Genomic DNA, 24,518 nt, shown 5'->3' with positions numbered 1-24,518 from the left:
CTCCGTGTATGCATTGTTAGCCAGGTTCAAAACGTTTCCCACGCGGCCGTCTCAGGCGCGGCTTGCCTAGTAGGGGCGAGGCTAGCAGGTGCGGTGGGCCGCTTGGTCGCGATCGAGCTGCGCTTGAGGCTCGACGGGCTTGGACGCTTGGCAAGCGTGGTGCGTACCGGTGCGCTCAAGGCGTGCCCGTGCGACGCCGCTCCATCAAGACGAAAGAAGGAAATCGATTCGTTTAATTGCCGACCCTGATCTTCCAGGGATTGCGAAGCGGCCGCTGCTTCTTCCACGAGCGCCGCGTTTTGTTGCGTCACTTCGTCCATCTGCGTAATGGCCTGATTGACCTGCTCGATCCCGCGACTTTGTTCCCCGGAGGCCGCTGCGATCTCTTGCATGATGTCGGTTACGCGCGCGACTGCTTGAGTCACTTCGGCCATCGTTTTGCCGGCGTCCTCGGCCAGCACCGAGCCATCCCGGACCTTTTGTCCCGACGTCGCAATCAAGTCCTTGATGTCCTTGGCGGCACTCGATGAGCGTTGTGCCAGATTACGCACTTCGCTGGCTACGACAGCGAACCCCCGTCCCTGTTCACCGGCGCGTGCTGCTTCAACTGCCGCGTTCAACGCCAAAATGTTGGTTTGGAACGCGATCCCTTCAATAATCCCAGTTATATCCCCAATCTTGGTTGAGCTTTGATTGATGTCTGCCATCGTAGCGACTACCTGGCTGACGACCGCATTGCCTTTCTGAGCCACGCTTGATGCAGTAGCTGCCAGCCCGCTGGCCTGTTGCGCGCTTTCGGAATTCTGCTTCACAGCCGAAGTGAGTTCTTCCATGCTGGCTGCCGTTTCTTCCAGTGCCGCCGCTTGTTCTTCGGTGCGCGAAGACAGATCCACGTTGCCTGCCGCGATCTGGCTCGACCCGCTTGCAATGCTCTCGGCAGCGCTGCGAACCTGACCGATCAGCTTGACCAGACTTCCTTGCATCTCGCCCATGGACGCCAGCACACTGCCCGCAGGTGCTTGATGCGCGCCCGGCACAGGACTCAAGTCGCCGCTGGCAACGCGCTGCGTGACCTCTCTCAACACATCGGGCTCGGCCCCCAACGCACGCATCAACGTGCGTAGCAGCAGAACGCCCAAGCCTGCGCTCAGGACCACCGCAATCACAATGAACGAAACCATCAGCCAGAAAGCGTTTGAGCTGGCTGCATCGTTCGCTTCGCGCAGATCATGGCTGAGTTTTTCGTTGTAATCGTTATGACTATCGAAGGCCGTCTTGAGGGCATTGGATGCATTGCTCAGCACGCCACCATTCGCAATCATCGACTTGGCATCATCCGTGTCGCCCGCCCGCATATTGTCGAAGAAGCTTGTCCGTAATAGCAGGTAGGTCGCGAACGCTGCCTTGTCTGCCTGCAGGAGTTTCCGGTCAGTGTCATCAGAGATGTCGTCCCGTTCGTAGGTCGCAAGGTGCTGATCGACACTCTTATCCATCTTGGCAAATTCCTGCTCCGTCGAGGCACGGGTGGTCTTATCAGCACTCACCAAGTATATGTAAGCCAGTCGGCGCAGGCTACTGACGTTATCCTTCGCAGCATTGATCTCTTTGACGCTCGGGATAATATTCACCTGAACATATTCGAAACGCTGCTGCGCCTGACTGAGCCGCCAAAGACCGAAGCCCCCCACTACAATCAAAGCGAAAAGCGCGACGCCCAGCGTGAAGATGAGCCGTTTCCTGATAGTCATAAACGTTCCGAAGTTAAAAATATTTAGATGATCCAAAATCTGGACGGGTCTAGTAGTTAATGTCTTACTTTGATCTTGATCAAAGAATCGTCGTAAAATGCCAGATGCAATTAATTTTTTTAATTTGTCCTCACAGTACTGGCCCTTTAATTCCAGGCAAAATTTCATCTCAACTTGATTTGATATCAGCGCGCAGGCATACAGCCGTTTTTTCAATCGGACCCCAATATTATTGCCTTAGGTATCTCGTTGTTAACGACCATAAAAGGGATTGCAGCAGGTATACCAAGGGTTTTCATTTTCAATGGCTGAGGTTTTCAGAATTTGACGAATGTGAGAGGGTTCGACGTAATCTGCCATTTAGCACACTAAGCCCACAATAGCTGCGCACAAACCCCATCACGACCGTCTAGCCGTCCATTAGCGTTAGGTTATGAGGGTGCATTCTGAACTGGGGTGCCCGCCGGTGATAAAGAGCACCCCAATGGGCGCGGACTGGTCTGAATGCATCTCCAATTTACAGCTTTAGTGGCGCGGTGCTTCTGTGAGGCAACCTATTCTTTCTCGCTACACCGTTTTTCAGTTAATTTTCCGATTCGCTTATTTTCCAACCGTTCATCAAAAAAAAGCGCATCGTATAAGAAGAATATCAATCGAAACCTTCTGCGCCAAGGTTTTAGCCATTGGCCGTCGTGGCCGGGCTTTTTTTAAAGGTCTTGCCCCACGCCCGTGTGCCGGGGCAAAAAAATACTGGAATACCGCGTCAACGATTCTCGTGCGCTTGCTTCGTCAAACCATAAGTAGTCAGCCTTGCAGAAAGTACGTGAGGCTCCGCTGGGTTAGGCAATGCAGTTAGTTGGTTAGTAACACAACTCCCAGAAAGAATATCGATCTGATTAACATCCTGGGAGTTTCGGAGCGGTCGCCGATGAGCACGCCTGATTTTTTTCGTAGTCGCCTGGACTCGATGATTGATCTTCGTCACCCGCTCGCTGTGTTGGCGACGAGGATGTCGTGGGCGTCGATCGAAGCGACGCTCGCGCCGATTTTAGAGCGGCGTTCACGCGACGGGCCGGGTGAGCGAAGCGGTGGATTTGTTTGGAGTGAACTCGCTGGAGCTTGCCGGCGGCGTCAGTGCCGCAGGACGTCCCCGTTTGTCCACGCGGCTGATGGTGGGTCTGCTGTATCTGAAACATGCATACAACGAAAGTGTCGACTCGGTGTGCGAGCGCTGGGCACAGGACGTGTACTTCCAGTTCTTCTGTGGCGAAGAGTACTTTCAGCCGCGTCTGCCGTGCGATCCAACCAATTTAGTGCGCTTTCGTCAGGCCTTGGGCGAGGCCGGTGTCGAGGAATTGCTAGCGACGACTATCGCGGCCGCTGTGCAGATGAAGGCGGTGACGCCTGCCGAATTCGAACGCGTGATTGTTGATACAACGGTGCAGGAGAAAGCCATTGCTTACCCGAGCGACAGCCGCCTGCTCGAGGTGGCGCGTGCCAAGCTTGTGCAACTGGCGCAACGAGCCGGACTCACACTCAAACAGACTTATGCACGCGAAGGCCCGCAACTGCGTTGTCGTGCGGGCGGCTATGCGCACGCAAAACAATTCAAGCGCTTACGCGGCGTGCTCAAGCGCCAGCGAAAAATAGTGGCTGCTCGCTCTCTAGCATCGACCAGCGGAAATCATCCTATGACTCAGGGCCATCAGCATTGCTCCCGACCACAATAAGGCTCATCTGTCGAAGGGGCAAAAGGCATTCAACACGCTGATCAAGCAGATCGAAAAGCGGCGTGCCCGGCTGAGTGCCTGGGAGGCTGCAATGCCTGCCTTCCATCGGAAATACCTTAGCGAGTTCGCGCCCCTTGAGCAAACTTCCATCGACTTGCGTACCAAGCTCGTTTATCGCCTGGACCAAACATACGATATGAAGGGGCTGACCAAATCCGAGCGGCGCACGATTGCCGACCTGATCAGCGACTTGGCGGGGGAGTTGGTCGCCGAGAGCGATGATCCGGAGCTTAAGACGATTTACAACCGTTACAGCGAATCTGACTTTGACAGTGAAGCTGCCGCCAAGTTTGATGATAGAACGCCGCGCGAAACGAAAAAAGGACCCCTAAACAACTCGCTGCAGAGGCACGAGAACAAGCGGAGCAGGCAGAGCTCAGCTTATCGATTCGCGAGGTCTACCGAAAACTAGCCAGCGCTCTTCATCCTGATCGACCAAAGCGCCATCAACAACATCGGCGAAGACCGGTTGAAACACTACAACAAGATACTAAAGGAACAGGTCGGTGAACTCGACCACGAAATCCTGCATGTCGAGAACGGATTCAAGCACAGCTACGGAATTCCACCCTTCATCGACGTGTCGCCCGGCACCATCATGCGCAATCTTGCCTCTGATATCTTCTCGCTGCAGGAGAGCCTCCACGCCCTTGAACATGACCTGCTCGTATTCGAAGACATCAAGCAACTGAAGGAATGGCTAAAGATTGTGAAGCGGTCATTGGCCGCGCCGCGTGACGACGATATGCCGTTTTAGCGGACCGCTGATCCTCACGCTTCCTTCGTAGTGTGGAGAAAACACCGCTTACGTTGATTTTCTGGTCCTGCTGCATTCAAGCGGTGTCTTTGACCGGTCGTGATCGACCCATTAGCCGGATCGGGCCCACAGGGCCTCAACGCCCGCTTCCGGTTCAATTGCTGTCAGTCATACCGATCTTTAGTCGGCGGCACACTCACCGGTTCTTCCAGGATCAGAGGAAAGCGGATTTCGATTGTGGTCCCTACGCCTTCGCGAGAAACAAAGTCGATCTGCCCGCCTAATATTCTACAAAGCTCCTTGACGATCGCGAGACCAAGACCGGCGCCAGGGACATCTTGGCCTGCGGCCCGTTCGAACTCGTCGAACACTCGGTCTGAGTCCTCAGGCGCGATACCCACGCCAGTATCCGACACGTGGATCGACCAAAGCATCAAGCCCGCCATGGCGAAGCCGAGATTGATTTCCCCCGACTTCGTGTATTTCGTCGCATTGGACAAGAGGTTGAGGGCAATCTGCTTCAGCTTGAGGCGATTGGAGGTGACAGAGGACAGCGCAGGGTCGAAACTCGTGCGCCAAGTCAGCCCTTTCGCCTCGATGGCCGGCTGCGCGGAAGTGACGAGTTCATCATAGAGTTCTCGCAATTCGACGTGTTCGAGCGTGAGCGGAGCGGCGTCGCCAAGCACGACCGAGTATTCGACCATCTGACCAACGAGCTCTTTCATGTCGGCGGCCTGCCGGGTGGCCATCGTCAGCGCCACGTCGGCTTTTGAGGGCGCACGACTGACCAGCTGCAGCGCGATCGAAAACGCATTCAGGAAATTGCGGAGATCGTGGACCACGCTGCGCGTGATCTGCATGCGCGATTCGTAGAGATCGCTGACCAGCCGTAGCTTAAGCGTCAGCTCGTGATTGGCGCGCTCCAGTTGGCCTGTGTACTCGTCGATCTTGCGGTCGCGTTCGCTGACCACTTCTCTGATCGGCGTGAGCGTTACCTTGCTGAGTGTTTCGGCGACAAGGCGCCGCGCCCGACCTTCATGGCGGCGAGTGAACGTGCTGTCCTGGTCGGCAAATTCTTCCAGTGCGTCCGCGAGCGCTCGATGAAATAAATCGAGTTCGCGCACGAGCTCCTCGATCCGATAGCCTTGGCGCCACCGGACCAACCCGTGGCTTCGCGCGTCTCGCTCGATCGCGGGCTCGACACTTTCGAGATCTTCGACGTCGAGTGCGGCGCACAACCCGTCGAGAATTTCCGGCAAGTGATCGGCGAGCTGCTCGTAGTGAGCTTGTCAGCACCGACGAGGTCGACATCGCCGAAAACGGTCTTCATCCACTGCTCGGTCAGTCGAACCCGATGCTCGCGAATGAAGTCGGAAAACTTGCGCAGCGGGTGAATAGGCGTATCAATCATTGGAAGCCGCAGGACAAGACTTGTGTAAAAGCAGAGTCCGAGCTTACGGACACGTCAAGCGGACAGCAATAGTTACCGTGCCGAAAAAAGGTATTTCTAACATTACCTACCTCGGGGTTGGCGTCCAAAAGAATTGATTAGTGCCACTAGCACCAGCGGCGACTGTCCTTTTTGACAGTAGCCATCGAACGACGTGTGGAATAGGTTCCGGAGAACCTCAGCCTCATCGAGTGCGGTGAAAGCTATGATCACGATGCTGCCCGTTCGCAGATCACGCCTTAGCGCATGCGTTGCCTCTAGCCCATTCAGCTCGGGCATAGAAATATCCATCACAATCACATCTGGCAGCCAAGCCGTTGCCATTTCAATGGCTTGAGCGCCAGTTGACGCAATTTTGCACTCCATAGGGTCAAGCAATAGGTAGGCAGTAAGTGCTTCCGCCCCATTTAAGTTGTCGTCAACCACTAATATGCGCAGAGGTTCGGTGTAGGCTGCGATGCGCCGGTCGGTCCAGGCTCGCGCGAGCGAGTTTTTGAGATAGGGTTGCATTGAACTTTCGAGGCTGAAAGGCATAGGGGCTCAGAAGTTGGACCGTCGTGAGCACCGTTTGTGCCATACCCCATTGGAAGCCGAAAATCCCTTCGCCTACACGAAAATGTGCTTATAGAGCAGAAAGGGGCTTGCGCCCAATGATCGAGAGAGAGGTGGCCCCGTTTGTTCGGACAGTTTTTTGCGATTTTTAAGTGGAACGCTGGGCGGTCACGCTGCCATCTTCATCGCGGGCAGCATCGCGAAGTAAGCTTCATCCAGGGTCTTGTAGGAAAGACTTGAATGAGGCCTTTCCTTGTTGCACCACGTCACGTATTTAGCGATCGACTTCCGTGCCTAGCCGACGCTGCTCGGTCTTGCCCTGTTAAATAAGGATCGTAGCTAGTCATATAGCGGACCTCAGCGTCACGGTGCGGGGCGCAAAAATGCCGCGAGGGGGACAAGCCCCACTTTACTTGCAGGAGGCCGGTTGATGTTCATAGTTTCAGCCTAGCCATTTCCGGCTTTGGTCAGCTTTGATCGGCTTTGTCGCGGCAATACGCGCCGGTCCAACAAAGTCGCACGGATCACATCGGCAGTACATGCCTCGATTCTTGCCGCGCACTCAACGCTTCCGACCGGAAAGCGCTCAAATTCGATTTCCCGTGTGCACGCCGGATCGTGACTAGCGACAGCGCGAAAGCACGAGCTTCGAGGAGAAGTTCATCTTTATACTTTTAAACGCGGCAAACTGGCCCGCTTTGTTAGCTAGAAGCTAAAAAATTGATTTCTGCCTCGTTGTTTTGCGGCATAGAGGTCTTTGTCTGCAAGACCCAGTAATGTGCTCGCGTGATCACATGTGCAGAAGCATGAACCGAGACGCCGATGCTGGCAGTGAAATATCCTGTGCTAGATACAACATGCGGGATTTCCAAGCTACGAACTCGCTCACATAGTGTCGCGGCAAACAACTACGCCTGATCCTGGGTCATGCCAACGGACAGTACTACAAACTCTTCGCCGCCATATCTAGCAACAAAATCTGAGCTCCGCAGGAAGGATTTGTTTAAGCTCTCTGCAACCCGTCTTAATGCGATATCGCCGGCGTTATGCCCGTGCATATCATAAAATTGTTTGAAGTGATCGACGTCAATCATGATTACGGTCAATGGTTCGCTACTGCGACGTGAAATTCCCATTGAATTTCCAACTGCATATCAAAAAACCGTCGGTTGTAGATCCCCGTCAAACCATCCTTGATTGCCACTGTTCCAGATTAATTCGTATCTCCGCCAGCGACAGATTTTCGTCTCGCAACTGTTGCTGGATGATTACTCGCGCTGACACATCCTTTTGAATTCCGATAAAATTGGTTACGACTCCGTTAGCATCGTAGATGGGAGAGATACTTAGCTCGTTACAAAACATCGGGCCATCTTTCGGTAATTTTGCACTATTACAAGGCAATATTCGCCTTCTATAAGGCACGTTTGATAATTTTTAATTCGGCTTGATCACGGTCGTTGTTTTGTAAAAAACAACAGTTTAAGTTCATGATTTTTTCAGATGAATATCCAGTCATGCTTTCAAATGATGGATTGACAAAGATCAAAGGATTATCGTGAACAAGATTATCCGATATGGTGATGCCGTCACATGAGTCCAACACTGCTTGTTTGAGTATTTCGATTTTCATGCGAAACTCACATTGAGGTAGAAGTAGATTTTCAGCGGTAGAAATCTGGTGCAGTCGTTACCACCACATTAATCCAAATTGCGCGCTTACGCAGGTCGCTTTCTTTTGATTGTAGGCGTCGAGACCAGCGACGACCACAATTGTTAGTCGCAACTGATTTGCTGACTAATGCCATGGAGTGCATACATCACTAGATTGTCACGCCACAGGCAATCGCATATCGATTCAGCCGGCGCAGTTTCCTTTGTCGCGTTGAGACAAGTCGTCCTACGCGATCCGCGACGCAACCTGCACAATGGCATCCGTCTCAATTGCTAATCGTGCTTCTTACAACGTTTTCACATTAATTCACATCCCTGGGTCTATTTTGCAAACATTCCTACGGGAAATAGGGCACCGTATACGCACGGCATCTGATTTGCATGCTTCGTTCAGTAAATCGCTTCCGTCGCTTTTAGGAAAACTATTTGCGGCTAAAAATCGGAACGCAGTCGGTAGGTTGGTCGTTTGTGGAAAGCTTGGGGCATGTGCTAGTACGAGCAAAATTGCCCATTTAAGCTGTTTCGCGCGAGGGCCGGATCAGATAAGCGAAGTAAGTCAAGGCGGTGTGATGTCATTTAAGCCACAAAGTAAAGGTACTGGTTGGTTGATATCGTTTAAAGCCTTGTTCATCCGCGCTCCACGCATCCTGGCTGTTCTGCCCGTACTCAAAACTGCTGGCATTTGCCTTTTCCTGTGCGTACCGCAACTTGCCCGGAGTAACCCGCTGTCGGCTTCGGGACAACCCGCTTCGGCCATTCCCTTAACCCTTGCCCAAACGCAACAGATTATCGCCCAAGCGACGCTGCACGGCGTTCCGTGGGCTGGGCCTGAATCGGGTCCATCCGCGCAACCGGGAAAAAGTATCGCTTTCATATCGGAAGATCTGCGTAATGGCGGGATCCTCGGGGTCGCACAGGGGGTGCGCGAGGCTGCCCGGACGATGGGCTGGTCACTCAAAATATTCGACGCCGGAGGCACATCAGCCGGCCGCCTGAAGGCGTTCGAACGAGCAGTGGCGTCAAGCCCGGACGGTCTCATCTTATGTGGCGCCGACGCACAGGACAGCAACAGTCAGCTCGCACGGATCGCGAGTCGGGGAATTCCGATCGTCGCGTGGCATGCCGGGTCAAAGCCGGGTCCTCTTGCCGACACGCCCGTCGCAATGAATGTGACGACAGACCCGGTAGAAGTCGCTCGCGTGACTGCCTTGGGAGCGGTGGCGCAGTCAAACGGTCATGCTGGGGTCGTAATCTTGACGGATTCCAAATTCGAAATTGCGCTGACCAAATCGAATGCCATGGCAGCTGTCATCCATGCCTGTAAAGAATGCACTTTGCTGGAGGTGCGCGACGTTGCCATCTCTGAAAGCGGCGAGAAAGTGCCGGCGATAACAAAAGAGTTACTCGCGCGATATGGGAAGCGTTGGACGGTCGCGCTTGCCATCAACGATATCTACTTCGATTATGCCGCTCCCGCGTTGACCAAGGCTGGCGTGCCCAGCAACGGACTAAGCTTGTTGTCAGCCGGCGACGGTAGCGCCACCGCGTTTCTACGTATCCAGGCGAAAACCTATCAAACCGGAACTGTAGCTGAACCGCTCAATCAGCAAGGATGGCAACTCGTAGATGAGCTGAACCGCCTATTTGCAGGCAAGCCGGTCAGCGGCTTCGTGGCGGCGGTTCACCTTGTCGACACCAATAATATTGCGTTCGATGGTGGCGACCGCTTGCAGTACGACCCTGAAAATGACTATAGGGACATCTATCGGCGCATATGGAAACGTTAGGGTTGGCCTTGACCGACATGGTAGCAAGCATGCTCCGTCGCATGACGCCAAGATCGCTTCGCGGCCAGTTCGCCCTCGCGCTTTCAGTGTTGGCATTGCTGATCCTTGCGGGCGCCATGACGGCTGTCTACACCCTGCGAACTTCGAGCATCGCTGCGCGACAACTGACAGAAGAACGGCTGGTGCGCATGCAGGACGTACAGGACCTGCTTGAACAGACGGTGTTGATAGAACGCTCGACCTATCAGTTGCTCAACACTGGATCGCTCGACACGATGCATTCAAGTTATTCCGACATGGTTGTGCAGTTGAACACGCTTGACCGCCTTGTGACGCGCGTAGGCGCGTTTAGCGAAAATGTAGACGTTCTCGATTTACAGCAATCGAGCCAGTTGTTTCGCAGTACCGCCAATATCGTGGCGCAACTGCGCGAGAGCACCTTGAGAACCGAGGCCGTTTTTGCGCAGACGCTCAAAGCTCGCATTGCGAATCTTCAGGCGGCCCACACGCGAGAGGGATTTGCACTGGCGAATGTGCTCTATCGTCTCGACAGCGCGGAGCGCACAGAGGACGTAACGCAACTGCGTTCCCAGTTCGAGAAGGCGGGTAAGGCGACAGACGGTTTGCCTAAGACTGTGCGAGCCAAAGCTGACGATTTTCAGTCGAGGAAAGCTGGGAGTATCAATCCTTACGCGAAGGATTTATTTTCGCTACGGATGAGGCTCATCCAAGAGAACGAAGGGCTGCTGCGCTTCCACAATGAACTGCAGAAGCAGTCAATCGCACTAGTTTTAGTTGCACGGCGGCAATCCAACTACTTTACCTTGGACTACAAGGAAGCGGTCCAAGCGCTTGTTGGTGTCTCGAATCGCAACCAACAGTGGGTGCTGGCCATACTCACCTGCAGCCTGACGTTGGCATGGCTCATCGCGTACTTGTTCATGGGGCGGCATGTACTTGCGCGGCTGCGCGGCATTAGCCGGCATCTTCGTCAAGAATCAACCGACGACACGCTTGTGACGACACAGGTGGTGCGCGTCGATGAAATAGATGAGATGGCGAGCGCGGTCGACGAGTTGCTGAAGGACCGCAATCAGCTCAAGCAAAGAACAACTGAGTTAAGCGTTATCAAGGAAAGATTGGACACACAAAATACTCACTTGCAGCACGAGGCACTTGTTCGCTCGCAAGCAGAGGAGGAAATCGTTGCCTTGATGACGGAACAGAAGATCATTCTGGACAATATTGGCGTGGGCATTGCCTTTCTCGTAGATCGACACATTGTCCGGTGCAACCATTCGTTTGCCACCATGTTTGGCTATCAGGTCGATGATCTGACGGGCGTCTCGACCGATCGATTGCATCCATCGAACCAGCAATATCAGGAGAATGGAGATTCGGCTTACGCGGCGATCGAACTCGAAGGCGTGCACGCGGGCGACATACAACTCAAGCGCCGGGACGGCACGGTTTTATGGGTTGAGCGAACCCTGATCTCGGTCGATCGTGCAACCTTGTCCAAGGGCGCGATCTGGGTGGTGCACGATATCGATCAACGTAAGAGAGCCGGGGTCCTACGCGAAGAACAAGGGCGGGTCCTGGAGATGATCGCAATGAGCACGCCTCTCAACAGAGTTTTGGATAGCTTGGCGCGTCTTGTCGAGTCACAATTGATCGGAATGACCGCGTCGATTTTGCTGCTGGACGCTGATGGAGCGCATATGCGGCATGGCGCCGCTCCCAGTCTTCCAGGCGCCTACGTCCAGGCTCTCGATGGCATTCCAATCGGCCCGAAGGTCGGCTCTTGCGGTACGGCAATGCATCGGGGCGAGCCCGTCATCGTCGCCGATATTTCGCTGGATCCGCTTTGGGATGACTATCGGGCACTAGCTGGCGCATATGGCCTTCGCGCCTGCTGGTCAACTCCTATTTTGTCGCATCACGGCAAGGTCATGGGGACATTTGCGTTGTATGCCAAGGAAGTACGCAAGCCGGCCCCGATTGAAACCCAGATGATTGATATCGCTACGCGCATTGCGGGCATCGCGATAGAGCGAAAAAACACGGAAGACAGCATTCGGCACATGGCCCTTCACGATGCGCTGACCGGCTTGCCAAACCGGGCACTTCTGGAAGAGCGTATCCAACAAGCCTTGCTTCACAGCGATCGTGACGGTCGCGATGTAGCGGTAGTTTTCCTCGATCTCGACCAGTTCAAACTAATCAACGACAGCTTGGGCCATAGCGCTGGCGACGAGCTGCTTAAAACAGCGGCGCACCGGATGGTGAAGTGCGTACGAAGCATCGACACGGTTGCGCGCCTGGGCGGCGATGAATTCGTGATCGTTCTGTTCGACGCGCCCGACAACATGGAAGGTATCGCGCACACGCTGCAGCGCATCCAGGACGAGATCGCGCAGCCCTTCCAGGTCGGTGCACAGAAACTTCAGGTGACATGCAGCATGGGCGTAGCGATATATCCCGAAAACGGGACTGATATCGATACGTTGCTGATGAACGCAGATGCTGCCATGTATTGCGCGAAGGACATGGGGCGAAATAACTACCAGTTCTATGCGAGCGAGATGAATGCAAAAGTTCAAGAAAAGCTCGTGCTGCAGGATGGATTGCGCAGGGCTATTGAGCACAACGAGTTCTTGTTGCTGTATCAATCACAGATCGATCTGCTGTCTGGCCGAATCATTGGCGTGGAAGCGTTAATCCGTTGGCAGCATCCCGAGCTAGGCGTGATTTCGCCAAACAGGTTTATTCCGTTAGCCGAAGAAACCGGGTTGATCGTACCCATCGGCGAATGGGTGCTTCAGACAGCGTGTAAGCAAAATAAGGCTTGGCAGGACGCAGGGATGCCGTTGATCCGCTTGTCGGTCAACGTGTCCGCACGCCAATTCGCCGAAAAGAACCTGACTCATCGTGTCGCGAGAGCCTTGGCGGATAGCGGTCTGGAAGCCTGCTACCTTGAATTGGAACTGACCGAAAGTCTCATCATGCAAGATGTGCCGCAGGCGATTATAAAAATGGAGGCGCTGCAGACCATGGGCGTCCAGATGTCCATCGACGATTTCGGAACAGGCTATTCCAGCCTCAGCGCGTTGAAGCAATTTCCGGTGTGCCGACTCAAGATTGACCAGTCCTTCATTCGTGACGTTCCAGCAAACCCGGATGACAAGGCGATTGCGATGGCCGTCATCTCGTTGGGTCACATGCTGAACCTCAAGGTCATCGCAGAAGGGGTTGAGACTGAACAGCAACTGGCTTTCCTACGCGAGAACGAGTGCGATGAAGCGCAAGGATATCTTTTCAGCCGACCGGTTTCAGCTGACGAGATCGTGACGATGCTTGGCCTCACTCTGTGTAATTAACGGCCGTCGCTAATCGTATAGCGAGCCTAAGCGTCATGGTGAGAGGCGCGAGGATGAAATCAGCGGAGCAAGCCATCTTCACCTGCCAGAGGCCCGCTGAAGTTCAGCTTTTTTGGGCGGTCGTCGAATACCGCGGCATGTTGATTGTAAAGATGCACCCGGTTCCAGGCACGTCTCTTACGCTCAGAGTCCCGTCATTCGATTCCACGCTGCGTCGCGCGATCGACAAACCAAGCCCCAGTCCGCTTTTGTCGTCACTGTTCTGCGTGAATGGAAGGAACATTTTTTCGGCCTCGCCAGCCGGAAGCCCGCCGCAGTGATCCTTGACATCAACAAGGATGCGATCAGCGACTGCGTAAGCGTTCAGAGTCACTTCGGTGTGAGCGTGCGTAAACTTGAGAGCGTTTTGCACCAGATTCCCAACCGCTGCATAGAGGAGGTTTCGATCCCCGCTGATCGCCAGCTCTTCGTCAACAAGGGACACCGTGAATTTGCAGCCTTTGACTTGAGCCAGTAGCTCTGCCGCCAGCTTCACCTCGTCGATAAATTCCGCCAATGAAAACATTTTCGAATGAACGGTTTTCCCAGCCGTCACGTAAATCTCAGTTAAGGATTGATCGATCAGCTCGCCCAGCGCTATCAGACTACGCTCCAATATCGATCCCGTTGCTCCCGAAAAACTCAGATTTCCAGCTTTGGCAGCAACAAACGCAAGCGATGCAGTTCCGAGCGCGTTACGCAATTCGTGCGCAAAAAATCCGGCCTGCTGGTTCGCCTCGATAGTGCGTTTCTCATCTGCAGCAGAGTCGCGCTGGTAGCTAAACTCTGTCACCGCGTCTGCGATCGCGTTATCCAAGCAGCGATTAAGCGTTCGGAACTCGTCTATCTGAAAGGGTGCATCACGCTCAAACGCGAGGTCCGTGATCGACTGGCACAGGTCGCCGTAGTCGTGTACGACCTGATCAACAGTGTACCCAAGACTGAGTAGTTCCCGGCCATGTTGTGCCGCAGATGTTCCAACTTCCGACATTGACGTTTCACCATCGGAAGGACCGGAGATCTCTCGGCTATCCAATGGCCTGGTGGTCTGCTCGACACGGAGCGTCTTGATCAGTTGCTCCAGGAACATTGGCACACCATTTTGCAGCTGCTTGGGCGTTGCAGCACGCAAGGGCCGCTGTGCGACCTTCGCTTTGCACCGCTCAATTAATTCAGAACGGTTATTCGCCAGAAAATTATGCATCATGAGCCGTACCTCCTCATTCGTTGCGCGATCTAAGCAAGGGGGAGGTCCGGTGTTCCGGCAGGCGATTCGCGTTCGCGGCGCTTGCCTTGGAACACACGGGCGTTATCCATACTACTCTATAACCATCCAGGGCGTAACGCTCACTGAACTTCGGCAGGCTGTTGAAATACCCCGCGGAACGGTCATCCCGGACGCAGGCGTAATCGTTGAGCTGATGTTACCAACGAGAACGCGATGGAAAGGACGCGCGGTCCAGGCGGGTTTACCAAATCGACGTTCACGGTGTTGAAGTTGGATGTATTCCTGCCAAAGGACCATCCGTCGCGTCCGATTCACACGTGGCTCAATAACGCCCTTAACCCCATGGACGATGTGTTCGCGCGGATGGAGGAGGCTGACGCGAAAGGACGCCGGCCGTGCATTGCGACAGAGAAGTTGGTGCGAGCTTTGTCGCTGCAGGTGCTGTACTCAATTCGTAGCGAGCGCCAAACAATAACTTCGCACCTGCAGGATCAGCTTCGACGCATCGACGGCATTAAGGATGATATTGAGCTTCTAGAGAAGCGCATCGATGCGTGTCACAAACTGGAAGCTGCCAGCCGCGCGATCGCAGAAGTCCCTTGCATCGGCCGGCTTACTGCTACAGCACTGGTTGCAAAATTCGGAGACGCGAAGACGTTCAGGTCTGGACGCGATTTCGCTGCGTTCCTCGGGCTGCTCCCCAGACAAAGCAGCACAGGTGGCACAAGACCTCGTCAAAGTAAAATTATCTCTAAACCTGGTCTGTAAAACCGCTTGCGATTCTTGCGCGGGCTTCCCGTTCGCCATAGTCGAGCGCGGCGTCCAGCGTTAAATGCACTTCTCCCTGGGCAATAACGTCGCAGAGGAAATGACCAACGACACCGCCGCCGTCATTTCTACTGATAACTGCGGCTACTCGGTAACCCTCGATGGCCGTGCTGGACTGCATTGGTCTGAGTACCTCAGACGCGGTGACAGCTATCTCGTACCCGTCAACCTCCATTTTTCGCAGCATTCAGCTCTCCCAAGATCAGAAATTCTAGCGTGAAGGATAACCCTATTCTGCCAGTGGTGCGATCGTGCGCTGACTACCCAAAGCGTGCAACTGCAAACGGTGACCGCAGCGACCAACACGGCTGCAGCCGCTCGCGACGTTCTTTTGCTGCGGATCTTACCGGACAGGCTCACGCATCGACATGTGAAGTAAGCGCGCAGAAATGGACGTCTGGAACTCTTTGATTTGAGCGTGCAGGCTATGTCCACTGTTTTCGAATCAGTGGACACCCTTCATGACAGAAGAACACTCAGAAACGACCGGCCTGAAGGTCGTCACCGTTGGTCGGGATGGCAAGCGCAGATATGACCGGCAAACCAAACAGAAGTTGGTGGAAGCGTGTCTTGAGCCGAGTGCTTCGGTCGCCGGGCTCGCACTCAAGCATGGGGTCAACGCCAACTTGCTGCGCAAGTGGATCAAGCTGCATCAGCAGCGACTAGCTGGCACGTCCCTAGCGCCAATTGGCACATCTTTCGTTCCGGTAGTTGAAGTCGATAGTCACGAAGCGGTGGTTGTACCCGAATCCGCGAAGGCACAACGGCACACCCCTGCAGCAAGGACGCTTTCGCCCGCGTTGGCGTCGGCGCGGTTGACAGTGCAGATGCCCAACGGCGTCACACTCCGGTTTGAATGCAGCGGCAATGACGCGTCGTTGCTATCGGCCATGATCGAGACGCTAGAACGGTGCGATGTTCCGCCTGGACGATGAACTGAAGGTCTATGTGCATCGCGACGCCGTTGACTTCCGCAAGAGCATCAATGGGCTCGCAGCCATCGTCGAGCAGTCAATGAAGCTCGATCCATTCGCGCGCGCGGTTTATGTGTTCAGCAATCAGCGGCGCGACCGCATCAAGATGCTGCTGTGGGACCGTAACCGCTTCTGGCTTCTAATGAAGCGCCTTGAGCGGGACCGCTTCGTATGGCCGCGCAAGGAAGCGGCGCTCATACTGCGACAGAGCAACTTCACTGGTTACTCGAGGGCATCGACATCGAAGCGATGCGCGCGCATCCGAGGCGCTATTATCAGCGCGTGAGCTGAAACGCGAACCAGCATCGCTGGTCTAACTCAGCGATGCCGCCGCCATCCTCATCCTCTACCGACGAACTGCAGGCGCTGCGCGCAGAACTCGCTGCCATGAAGGGTAAGTTGCGTGTGGTGACAGTCGAACGCGATTTGCTGCGCGAGAAGCTTAAGGCCTATCAGCGGCAGCTGTTTGCCTCCAAGAGCGAAGTGCGCGGCGCTGAACAACGCGACCTCTTCTTGAACGAAGCAGAAGCGCTCGCAATGGGATGCGAGCCGGTGCAAGAGACCGAAACGGAACAGAGCGTCGAAGTCGGCGCGCATGAACGCAAGAAGCGTGGGCGCAAACCGTTGGACCCAATGCTGCCTCGCGAGGTCGTGCGCCATGAGTTGCCCGAATTAGAACGCGTCTGCGCACACGACGGCCATGCACTGGTCGAGATCGGCGCCGAGATCAGCGAACAACTCGATATCGTGCCGCAGCAGGTTCGCGTCATTCAGCACCAGCGAATCAAATACGCATGCCTTTGCTGCGACCTTGGAATCAAGGTGACGCCGGCACCTGCGCGCATTATCCCGAAGGGCTTACTCACTGAATCAGCGCTTGCATGGGTGGTTGTGAGTAAGTTCGCTGACGCGTTGCCGCTGTACCGAATCGCCGCGTTGCTGCACCGTTTCGGTGGCGATCTCTCGCGCGGCACGCTTGCAGCAAGCGTAGTGCGCGTCGGTACGGCAGTGCAGCCGCTGATTAACCTGATGCGCGACCACTTGCTCGAGGCCGACATCGTCTACGGCGATGAAACGACGGTGCAGGTACTAAAAGAGCCAGGCCGTGCTGCACAACGCAAGAGCTACATGTGGGCACAGATGAACGGTACCGGACCACCAGTGCGAATGTTCAGCTACAGTCCCACACGCAGCGCGGCGCAGGCCGCCGTGCTCTATGCGGGCATCAAACCCGGCGCGGTGTTGATGAGCGACGTATATGAGCGCCCCCCGTTTGCACAAGTATCGGTGTTCAGCATTCGACAGAATGGTTGCAGATGTATATCCGGGCTTATTACAGCTGATCACACCGCTGCGGCCCCCAATGAAATCCGCTTACTCACACCTCACTGGCTACGCGAGCTTAACGCTCAGTCGCTCATTCAGGTTTCGTGAGTCTCGGTCCAACCTGTTTTGTCATCACACTCGATCACTGCGCAACCTTTCGACGTTATCTTCTGCAAACTGTGTTCTTCGACAGGATTATGATCATGCCGGTTTGGCACTCACATATCCTTTTTGATACGGACGGTCGCGAGCCAGCACTGCCCAGATTGTTCGGGCCATCTTGTTCGCTAATGCGACAATCACTACGTTCCAAGACCGGCCCTTCCTTAATTGCTGAACCCATGTCCCGGGGTCTTTGGCGTTAGTCACGACGCTACGCGCGCCGTGGATTAAAAGCGTTCTTAAATAAGCGTCCCCGCGCTTGCTGATTCCGTGCAGCTTTGTCTTTCCTCCCGAACCGGTCTGCTTCGGCACTAGCCCAATCCACGCAGCAAATTCTCGGCCAGATTTGAACGCCTTGGCGTCGCCCATCATCGCAACCGTGGCTGTCGCCGTCAGCAATCCGACGCCGGGAATTTCGCTTATGGCTTTTACTGCGCGATCATCCTTTTTCCACTCGCGCATGCGCCGCTCGATCCCTCCTATTGCCTCATCCAGTTCTCGTATCCGATTCCACTGCTCGCGCAAGGTATCGATGAGCACGGCGGGAAGCCGCTCGGCAACCCGCTCCAACACGTCAGATATTGCACTTACCATTCCGGCACGCTTTCGCCCCATGACCTCACCAAACTCGGCCAGCATGCCGCGCAATCCATTTATCTGCATCGTGCGGAATTCGACCAGTTGCTGCCGAGCACGGTGCAAGGCCAGCATAGCCTGTTGTATCTCGGTTTTGATAGCAACGGGTTTGCTGGGCTGTTGTACTGCAAACCAGATCGCCCGTGCATCGGCTGCGTCATTCTTGTTGCGAATGTTGAATGCCTTTACGAACTCGGCCGGTAGCAATTTCACCTGATGCCCTATCTTCGAGAGCTCTCTCGCCCAGTGGTGAGCTCCGCCGCAAGCTTCCATTCCGATCAGGCACGGCGCCCGATTTGCAAAGTACTCCAGCAACTGCGCGCGTTTGACGGGCTTGTTCACAATCTCGCCCGTCTCCTGGTCAATGTAGTGCAGTTGCATCACATTCTTGGCAATATCAATCCCAACAGGCATGAGCGTCATTTTCGTTTCTCCAAGTTGGCTTTGGAAGCCTCCATGATCTTCCTATTCGACGATGGGTGGGAGGCGCTCATTCCATTGGCTACGAGCCGTACAACAAAATCGCCCGAACAAACCAACTGGCGCACCTCGGATGCTGGGCGCACGCTCGACGTTACCTGATTGAGGCCGAAGAGGACCTCCCGAAGGAACAGCGCGGCGGCAATCATCCGGTAAGTGAATTCATTCGGCTGATCGGCCAGCTGTTTGCCGTTGAGGCACGCGACAATCGAAACGCTCTTCCTCCGGGTTACGCTGAGGAAAGGGATTAAACGTCCTTTCACGGCCGATACCGGGCGGTACGCTTAGCAAGTACCGCAAATTTATCGGCGCGTCTTCCCGCCGATTCTTGCGGCGTTCACAGATTGTATCGTGGCGATGTTAGCGTTGGCCATATCCGCTTTATGCTCGTGTGCATTAGTCGCTGCGGTCGCCCGCAGACGATACGCCGGATCTCTGCGCCTCTATTGCACGCCCCAGGCTACCGGCTACTAGGTTCAACAATAGGATTGATTGCTCTCGCCTGTTGACACCCGATCCGTATCTTTAGCGAACTCGAGCGCGGCCGCTTCCCACTCAACCGAATCAACCGGAAGCTCTCGCGGTAAGCTTTTTCTCTGCGCATCGCGAATCGAGATGACGGTTTGAGCATTAACGGCTGCGCCCACGCTCACCTCGGCATCACCAAACAACAGCAACTCGTCATCCATCACATCCACGCGTTGGCGCTCGACATCATTCGAAACTATTCACACAGATAACGCTGCCCTTCGGGTTACAGAGGCAAACGCCAGCTTTGACTCCTCAGGCGTAACTTTGATTTGCTCACCCGCACGAAACAGCGACGATAATATGGACTGTTCATTGAACCGAAAAGCGCAAAGCAGGTGAGGCGCTGTAGAGAGCAACATGGTCTGAGGCATTGTCAAGTCAACAAGAATGTCCGCCACTCGTCCTGTCACCCCGAGTCGAGCCTCGCTTCTAGCCCGGTCCAAACGCAGCATTTTCTGCGCGAGCAGAACGTACGAGAGGTTGATTTCCCGAATTGAATCAGCGGAATCATTTGTGGTGTTCATTGCCTTGCCCTCAGATTAGCCATCAACCTTACGTGATACTTTTCAGTATTTATTGCATCTCTCAAGCGTCGGAAATCGGAACATCCGCTGCATTACATGGTAAAGCGTTACTCGACCTCCGCTTTGATGTGGGTCAAGTGGTGCAGACTACGGCGACCTTTGCCAAGCCATCACTGATCATGCCTACGAGCGAGACGCACCTTTTGCGGTCTATAAGTTCAGAACGCTCAACCAGCGCCTGGACAATGCGATTGCGGACGCGGTCACTGAATCGGTTACCAGCGCGACACTGCAGGAAAACAAACAGTAGCAGCCAATGAGCAAGCCGGCTTCTTCGCCCACGAGCTTAAAAATTATCTCGACTCACCTCGCTTGCTTTCGAGGCCCTTTACCCGGAAACCTAACGCTCTCAGGTGCGACGGGGACGCTGTAAAACGAAGCTTAGCCGGATTGCCGGCGGAAGTCCGCCTCGTCGAGTGCGGTGAAAGCGCTGATCACGATGTTGCCTGTTCGCAAATTTCCTTATGCGTACGCAGTCCTCAAGCCCGTCCGGCTCAGGCATCGAAATGTCCGAATGCCATCACTTCACGGACGCAAGCGTTGCTATTTCAATCGCCCGGGCGCCGCCCAGCGCAATCCGGCACGTCATCGGATCGAGCGAACAAAGGGGAGTGCTTCCGCCATATTTATGTTGTCGCCAACAACCAGCGCACGCAGGGGTTCTGTATAGGTGACAATGCGCCGGTCGGTTCGGGCCGCGGGAGTGAATTTTTTGGAATAGAGCTGCATTGAACTTATACACTGGAGGGTACGTAAATAATGTCGCATCAGCGCTTTGTTGAAACACCATTTCTTTCGGAACGAGGGAAAATCAGATACATACTATTGCTTATGAATACATCGGAAACGGAGTACGACTTGATGCAGACTGCATTAGCCGGCCGGAACATCCCATTGCACTTTACGCCGTCAATTGGATACGTCTGACCACTGCTCTCCTTTAGGCCTCGAACACCATTTTGCGCATCACTCTTAGCATTTCTTGCGCTGAGCGAGCTTGGTACATCATCTCATCTACCGGCGTAACGCCATAGCTTGGCGATCAATTTTATGCTTACTCGCATCTCCGTGTTTTCGACAAGACAGATCGAACACATTAACCAAGCGGCGAAGCTTAGGGCGTCAAGGTAAATAGCATTACTGCGTTGCGATGGAAGGATCAATTTAAGAATCCGATAAGCAGACCAAAGGGATCGAAAAAAGGCCCGAAGGTGGATGCGGCATCGATCAGCGCGGCGCACATGGTCAAACATGACGAAATCGCCCTCCTATGGCACGTTTTACGCGCTTGCGAGAATGTTGGATGCGCCCAGGCTATAACGCTATTGACGAAGACTCGCGTAGAGAGAAAGCGACCGACAAGAAGCTGACTATTCTGGCCTAGCAAGAGGTCTCAGCGGAGATAGCAGGGTCACGGTATATAACCGTCCAGAGGATCGGTTGTGTTGCTGCACTTGCCCAGGGATGGGCTCACCACCGTTCCGAACAAATGCCCGCTCCCTGGTTGTTGACATGCTTATTTCCTTTTTGGCAGACACACTGTAAAAGTGGCGCCGTCGGTTTAGCCAGATGCATCGTGGTCTCATTAACGGGCGCTCGACAGCGGGTGAAACATAACCCTGGCCCCCACGACATTCAGTCCGCGAACAAAACATTGTTTCACCCCAACTTGAGAAAGCTTCTGTAGCGTCAAATATTTGTTCGTCCGCCAAAATATGAGGTAATCTGAAACCCGCACGAGATCGGCAAGGCGAAACATCCGCAATACCCGACAAATGGCAATTGTTCTGATTAATACCGGTTTTGGCTCCAGCGCAGAATAGAGCCACGGTAGAACTTTGATTACACTCAAAACCATTTCAACGTTAAGGGTTCCTTTAGTTAAAAATACCCGCAGCGAAGAGTCGGCCTTGAGTGCTGGTCCCTTATTTCTATAGGTTTCTCGAACCCTGCATCTGAGAGATATTGCAAATGGCCTTGCAGCGCCGGTTTCGTGATGAAGATCAGACACAGAAAAATAACGGAGCCGAAATGACCGTCTCTCTCGACAATTTTGCAGTCCGCAGGCAACGCAAATGGCTTTCGGCCATGAGCTGTGTTGTTGGCGATGCTGTCATTGTCACGGATGCGCTCGGGAAAATAACCTTTCTCAACGCGGAGGCAGCGCGGCTAACGCAGTGGACGCGAGGCAATGCTTTGGGAAAACCGTTACGCAGGGTGTTGAGGCTCGTTACGGAAGGCCCTGACAGTTCCAACGATTGTGGCATCTCACGCGGATTGCGCGCTGGAGCTGCGCCGCGAACATCCCGTTTAGCTCTTCTGATTCCAAAAGACCACAGTAAATTGCCTGTCGAACATGCCATCTTGCCCTTTTGGCATGCGAAAGCAAAAATCGCTGGAAGTCTAGTAATCTTTCGAGATGCAACGGCTCAAAATGACCAACGTGAGCGCCTTTCCTCCGAGCTGCGTTACCCTGATGACATTATCGCGACAATAAGCGATCCCTTTGTTGTTCTCGATTCCGAGTTCCGAATCAAGACGGCAAGCATGTCGTTCTATCGTACTTTCGACATTGCGAAAGACAAAGTTGAAGGCCAACTTATCTACGTCGTGGACGGCGGCCGCTGGGACGTCGCTCGCGTGAGGACAATGCTCAACGCCGTTATCTCACGCCGGCTACCGGTAGCCGGATGCTGTCTAGAAACTGTGGTTTTACGAACAGTCGGAAAGAGAGTCATGCTGCTGAATGCTCAATTCTTGGAGGCCAGTAATAACGAGTCGAACTTGATTGTGTTGACAATTGAGGACATTACGGAACGTCGACGTGCTGACGCTGCTCTGAAGGCCTCTGAACTCAGTTACCGGCGGTTGTTTCAAAGCGCAAAGGATGGGATTCTCATTCTAGACGCACTCACGCTTGAGATTATAGACGCTAATCCGTTCCTGACAGAGTTGGTTGGCTATTCACGCGAAGAGCTTTTAGGTAAAGAGCTCTGGGAAATCGGATTTTTCGGAGACAAGGCGTCGAGTCAAGCGGTTTATCGAGAGCTACAAAAGCGCGGTTACGTGCGTTACGATCATCTTCCCCTCGAAACGAAGAAAGGTATAAGCGCTGAAGTTGAATTCATCAGCAATGTGTATTTAGTCGGTCAGCGAGCGGTCGCCCAGTGCAATATCCGGGACATCAGCGAGCGTTCCGGGATGCAGAAAACCATGCGCGAGCAGGCCGAGGCGTTATCGGACCTGCATTTGCGCAAAGACGAGTTCTTGGCGATGCTAAGCCATGAATTGCGCAATCCACTCGCCCCGATAGCAAATGCAGTGCACCTGTTGCGCATGCACGAATCCGATGACCCCATTCAGCAGAAAGCATGCATCATCATCCAGCGCCAAGTCGTTCAACTGACGCATCTGGTTGACGATCTGATGGATGTCTCGCGCATCACTAGTGGCAGGGTGCTGTTGCGAAACGAAACAGTCGCAGCAAACGACATTATTGAACATGCGGTCGAAACCACGCGTCCGCTTATGGAGCAGCGCGGACATTCGCTTTTAGTATCGCGATCACAGAATCCGATATGGCTGCACGCTGACCCCGCACGACTGGAGCAGGTAGTCGTCAATCTGTTGACGAACGCGGCAAAATACACCGACGAAGGAGGCCGTATCTGGCTGACGGTCGAGCAGGATCAAGAAGAATGTGTAATAAGACTCCGTGATACGGGCGTTGGCATCGCCCCAGAATTGTTGCCACGCATCTTCGATTTGTTTGCCCAAGCAGAGCGCTCGCTTGCCCGCTCGCGAGGGGGATTGGGCGTCGGTTTGGCGCTCGTGCATCAAATGGTCGAACTCCACGGAGGCGGCGTAGAAGTGTTCAGTACTCCGGGTCAAGGTAGCGAGTTTGTTGTACGGCTACCCGTTGTGCATTCGCCCACTCCCAAACCATCCCTGGTTCCCAGGGAGACCACCGGGATTCCAGCGCACTCCTTGCGGGTGCTAGTTGTGGACGACAACGCGGATACTGCGGACAGTCTTGCACTTATTGTGGAGTTGTCGGGACACACTGTGCGTACAGTTCATGATGGGCATGCCGCAATACGCGCTGCCGAAGAGTTCCGACCTGAGGTTGTCTTGCTGGACATCGGATTGCCGGGAGTAACCGGATATGAAGTGGCGACATGGATGCGGCTGCAGGAGCAGCTAAAAAGCGTCGTGCTGGTAGCTATAACGGGTTATGGGCAAGAGTCGGATCGACAGCTCGCGTTGAAAGCAGGCTTTAACCATCATCTGGTCAAGCCCGTCGACTTTTCGAAGATAGAAACAATTTTAGACATGGCTGCAAAAGGCCTCTCGTCACTTACAACGGAGCGGCACGCATAAAGAGTTGGAACAAGAGAGCTACGCGTGGCAAAGCGCATGTGAAGTGCGACTGTCATTTGACTGAGCTCGACTGCCCATTTTTTAACTTCACAACGTGGCTTACCGTGTGCCGCCGGTGAAGCGCAGCGATCGGTCAATTCTATACACTGCTTGACCAGCGCACCGACTTCCTTGACTTAGCTGTGTATTGCGTCTTCTGATAAATAGTTGGA

At 54.2% G+C, this 24,518-nt stretch carries 14 protein-coding genes and 7 pseudogenes; 11 read left to right on the top strand and 10 right to left on the bottom strand.

What is annotated here, in order from left to right:
* Nucleotides 1–26: 26 nt before the first annotated feature.
* Nucleotides 27–1,748 carry a methyl-accepting chemotaxis protein gene (locus AXG89_RS28325; RefSeq protein WP_082771617.1) on the bottom strand — a complete coding sequence of 574 codons (1,722 nt, stop codon included), beginning with the start codon at nt 1,746–1,748 and terminating at the stop codon, nt 27–29.
* Nucleotides 1,749–2,676: 928 nt separating this feature from the next.
* On the opposite strand from AXG89_RS28325, the pseudogene AXG89_RS28320 reads away from it, so the two are divergent.
* Together AXG89_RS28320 and AXG89_RS28315 are read left to right on the top strand one after the other, a co-directional pair.
* A pseudogene (locus tag AXG89_RS28320) lies at nt 2,677–3,400 on the top strand (transposase); the annotation flags it as partial.
* 169 nt (nt 3,401–3,569) lie between these two features.
* Nucleotides 3,570–4,295 (top strand): annotated as a pseudogene (locus AXG89_RS28315) (hypothetical protein).
* A 164-nt stretch (nt 4,296–4,459) separates the two neighbouring features.
* On the opposite strand, the pseudogene AXG89_RS28310 reads toward AXG89_RS28315, so the two are convergent.
* The 4 genes and pseudogenes from AXG89_RS28310 to AXG89_RS43555 form a co-directional block, all read right to left on the bottom strand.
* Nucleotides 4,460–5,706 (bottom strand): annotated as a pseudogene (locus tag AXG89_RS28310) (sensor histidine kinase).
* Between the two features lie 102 nt (nt 5,707–5,808).
* The gene (locus AXG89_RS28305; RefSeq protein WP_062173623.1) at nt 5,809–6,255 is read right to left on the bottom strand and encodes a response regulator; all 447 of its coding nucleotides are present in this window, start codon (nt 6,253–6,255) and stop codon (nt 5,809–5,811) included.
* A 950-nt stretch (nt 6,256–7,205) separates the two neighbouring features.
* Nucleotides 7,206–7,433: a GGDEF domain-containing protein gene (locus AXG89_RS43560; protein WP_069638441.1), complete on the bottom strand. Its 228-nt coding sequence runs from the start codon at nt 7,431–7,433 to the stop codon at nt 7,206–7,208.
* A gap of 278 nt (nt 7,434–7,711) precedes the next feature.
* On the bottom strand, nt 7,712–7,930 hold the full coding sequence (locus AXG89_RS43555; RefSeq protein ID WP_218778184.1) for a PAS domain-containing protein: 219 nt from the start codon (nt 7,928–7,930) through the stop codon (nt 7,712–7,714).
* A gap of 610 nt (nt 7,931–8,540) precedes the next feature.
* Between AXG89_RS43555 and AXG89_RS28295 the strand changes: the two genes are divergently transcribed.
* Nucleotides 8,541–9,758: a substrate-binding domain-containing protein gene (locus tag AXG89_RS28295; RefSeq protein ID WP_082771618.1), complete on the top strand. Its 1,218-nt coding sequence runs from the start codon at nt 8,541–8,543 to the stop codon at nt 9,756–9,758.
* Nucleotides 9,746–13,138: an EAL domain-containing protein gene (locus AXG89_RS28290; protein WP_442861765.1), complete on the top strand. Its 3,393-nt coding sequence runs from the start codon at nt 9,746–9,748 to the stop codon at nt 13,136–13,138. Before AXG89_RS28295 ends, AXG89_RS28290 begins: the two co-directional genes overlap by 13 nt.
* A 103-nt stretch (nt 13,139–13,241) precedes the next feature.
* Here the strand turns inward: AXG89_RS28290 and AXG89_RS28285 are convergent, their stop codons facing one another.
* A complete protein-coding gene (locus tag AXG89_RS28285; protein WP_179197487.1) occupies nt 13,242–14,384 on the bottom strand; it encodes a sensor histidine kinase in 1,143 nt (380 codons plus the stop codon).
* Between the two features lie 234 nt (nt 14,385–14,618).
* On the opposite strand from AXG89_RS28285, the pseudogene AXG89_RS43550 reads away from it, so the two are divergent.
* Nucleotides 14,619–14,873: pseudogene (locus AXG89_RS43550) on the top strand (IS5/IS1182 family transposase); the annotation flags it as partial.
* Between the two features lie 126 nt (nt 14,874–14,999).
* Nucleotides 15,000–15,128, top strand: a pseudogene (locus tag AXG89_RS43545) (transposase); the annotation flags it as partial.
* A 28-nt stretch (nt 15,129–15,156) separates the two neighbouring features.
* On the opposite strand, the gene AXG89_RS28270 reads toward AXG89_RS43545, so the two are convergent.
* Nucleotides 15,157–15,420 carry a hypothetical protein gene (locus AXG89_RS28270; protein WP_062173629.1) on the bottom strand — a complete coding sequence of 88 codons (264 nt, stop codon included), beginning with the start codon at nt 15,418–15,420 and terminating at the stop codon, nt 15,157–15,159.
* 274 nt (nt 15,421–15,694) lie between these two features.
* Here AXG89_RS28270 and tnpA point away from each other — a divergent pair, with 274 nt between their 5' ends.
* The 3 genes and pseudogenes from tnpA to tnpC all read left to right on the top strand — a co-directional run.
* Nucleotides 15,695–16,168: an IS66-like element accessory protein TnpA gene (gene tnpA / locus AXG89_RS28265; RefSeq protein ID WP_062173632.1), complete on the top strand. Its 474-nt coding sequence runs from the start codon at nt 15,695–15,697 to the stop codon at nt 16,166–16,168.
* The gene (tnpB, locus tag AXG89_RS28260; protein WP_082771619.1) at nt 16,149–16,493 is read left to right on the top strand and encodes an IS66 family insertion sequence element accessory protein TnpB; all 345 of its coding nucleotides are present in this window, start codon (nt 16,149–16,151) and stop codon (nt 16,491–16,493) included. Before tnpA ends, tnpB begins: the two co-directional genes overlap by 20 nt.
* A gap of 38 nt (nt 16,494–16,531) precedes the next feature.
* Nucleotides 16,532–17,470 (top strand): annotated as a pseudogene (gene tnpC, locus AXG89_RS28255) (IS66 family transposase); the annotation flags it as partial.
* 264 nt (nt 17,471–17,734) lie between these two features.
* Here tnpC and AXG89_RS28250 read toward each other — a convergent pair.
* Entirely contained in the window at nt 17,735–18,754 is a 1,020-nt protein-coding gene (locus tag AXG89_RS28250; RefSeq protein ID WP_062173634.1) for an IS110 family transposase, read from the bottom strand.
* Between the two features lie 77 nt (nt 18,755–18,831).
* On the opposite strand from AXG89_RS28250, the pseudogene AXG89_RS28245 reads away from it, so the two are divergent.
* Nucleotides 18,832–19,014 (top strand): annotated as a pseudogene (locus tag AXG89_RS28245) (IS66 family transposase); the annotation flags it as partial.
* A gap of 273 nt (nt 19,015–19,287) precedes the next feature.
* Here AXG89_RS28245 and AXG89_RS28240 read toward each other — a convergent pair.
* Together AXG89_RS28240 and AXG89_RS44955 are read right to left on the bottom strand one after the other, a co-directional pair.
* On the bottom strand, nt 19,288–19,509 hold the full coding sequence (locus AXG89_RS28240; RefSeq protein WP_144029438.1) for a hypothetical protein: 222 nt from the start codon (nt 19,507–19,509) through the stop codon (nt 19,288–19,290).
* 30 nt (nt 19,510–19,539) lie between these two features.
* On the bottom strand, nt 19,540–19,866 hold the full coding sequence (locus tag AXG89_RS44955) for a flagellar transcriptional regulator FlhD (protein ID WP_062173640.1): 327 nt from the start codon (nt 19,864–19,866) through the stop codon (nt 19,540–19,542).
* Nucleotides 19,867–21,897: 2,031 nt separating this feature from the next.
* Between AXG89_RS44955 and AXG89_RS28225 the strand changes: the two genes are divergently transcribed.
* Nucleotides 21,898–24,306 (top strand): PAS domain-containing hybrid sensor histidine kinase/response regulator, encoded by a 2,409-nt coding sequence (locus tag AXG89_RS28225; protein WP_062173642.1) that lies wholly within the window; start codon nt 21,898–21,900, stop codon nt 24,304–24,306.
* Nucleotides 24,307–24,518: the final 212 nt, after the last annotated feature.

Origin of the sequence: Burkholderia sp. PAMC 26561 (assembly GCF_001557535.2) — a bacterium.
In the GTDB taxonomy this organism is placed as follows: Bacteria; Pseudomonadota; Gammaproteobacteria; order Burkholderiales; family Burkholderiaceae; genus Caballeronia.
The sequence above is the reverse complement of the archived record's forward strand: the minus strand, read 5'-3'. Positions and strand labels throughout refer to the sequence as shown.

Coding starts and splice junctions, on each gene's coding strand:
- AXG89_RS28225 (WP_062173642.1), top strand. CDS start 21,898: ATGGCCTTGCAGCGCCGGTTTCGTGATGAAGATCAGACACAGAAAAAT.
- AXG89_RS28295 (WP_082771618.1), top strand. CDS start 8,541: ATGTCATTTAAGCCACAAAGTAAAGGTACTGGTTGGTTGATATCGTTT.
- AXG89_RS28270 (WP_062173629.1), bottom strand. CDS start 15,420: ATGCTGCGAAAAATGGAGGTTGACGGGTACGAGATAGCTGTCACCGCG.
- tnpB (WP_082771619.1), top strand. CDS start 16,149: ATGTTCCGCCTGGACGATGAACTGAAGGTCTATGTGCATCGCGACGCC.
- AXG89_RS28305 (WP_062173623.1), bottom strand. CDS start 6,255: ATGCAACCCTATCTCAAAAACTCGCTCGCGCGAGCCTGGACCGACCGG.
- AXG89_RS44955 (WP_062173640.1), bottom strand. CDS start 19,866: ATGAACACCACAAATGATTCCGCTGATTCAATTCGGGAAATCAACCTC.
- AXG89_RS43560 (WP_069638441.1), bottom strand. CDS start 7,433: ATGGGAATTTCACGTCGCAGTAGCGAACCATTGACCGTAATCATGATT.
- AXG89_RS28285 (WP_179197487.1), bottom strand. CDS start 14,384: ATGATGCATAATTTTCTGGCGAATAACCGTTCTGAATTAATTGAGCGG.
- AXG89_RS28250 (WP_062173634.1), bottom strand. CDS start 18,754: ATGACGCTCATGCCTGTTGGGATTGATATTGCCAAGAATGTGATGCAA.
- tnpA (WP_062173632.1), top strand. CDS start 15,695: ATGACAGAAGAACACTCAGAAACGACCGGCCTGAAGGTCGTCACCGTT.
- AXG89_RS28325 (WP_082771617.1), bottom strand. CDS start 1,748: ATGACTATCAGGAAACGGCTCATCTTCACGCTGGGCGTCGCGCTTTTC.
- AXG89_RS28290 (WP_442861765.1), top strand. CDS start 9,746: ATGGAAACGTTAGGGTTGGCCTTGACCGACATGGTAGCAAGCATGCTC.
- AXG89_RS43555 (WP_218778184.1), bottom strand. CDS start 7,930: ATGAAAATCGAAATACTCAAACAAGCAGTGTTGGACTCATGTGACGGC.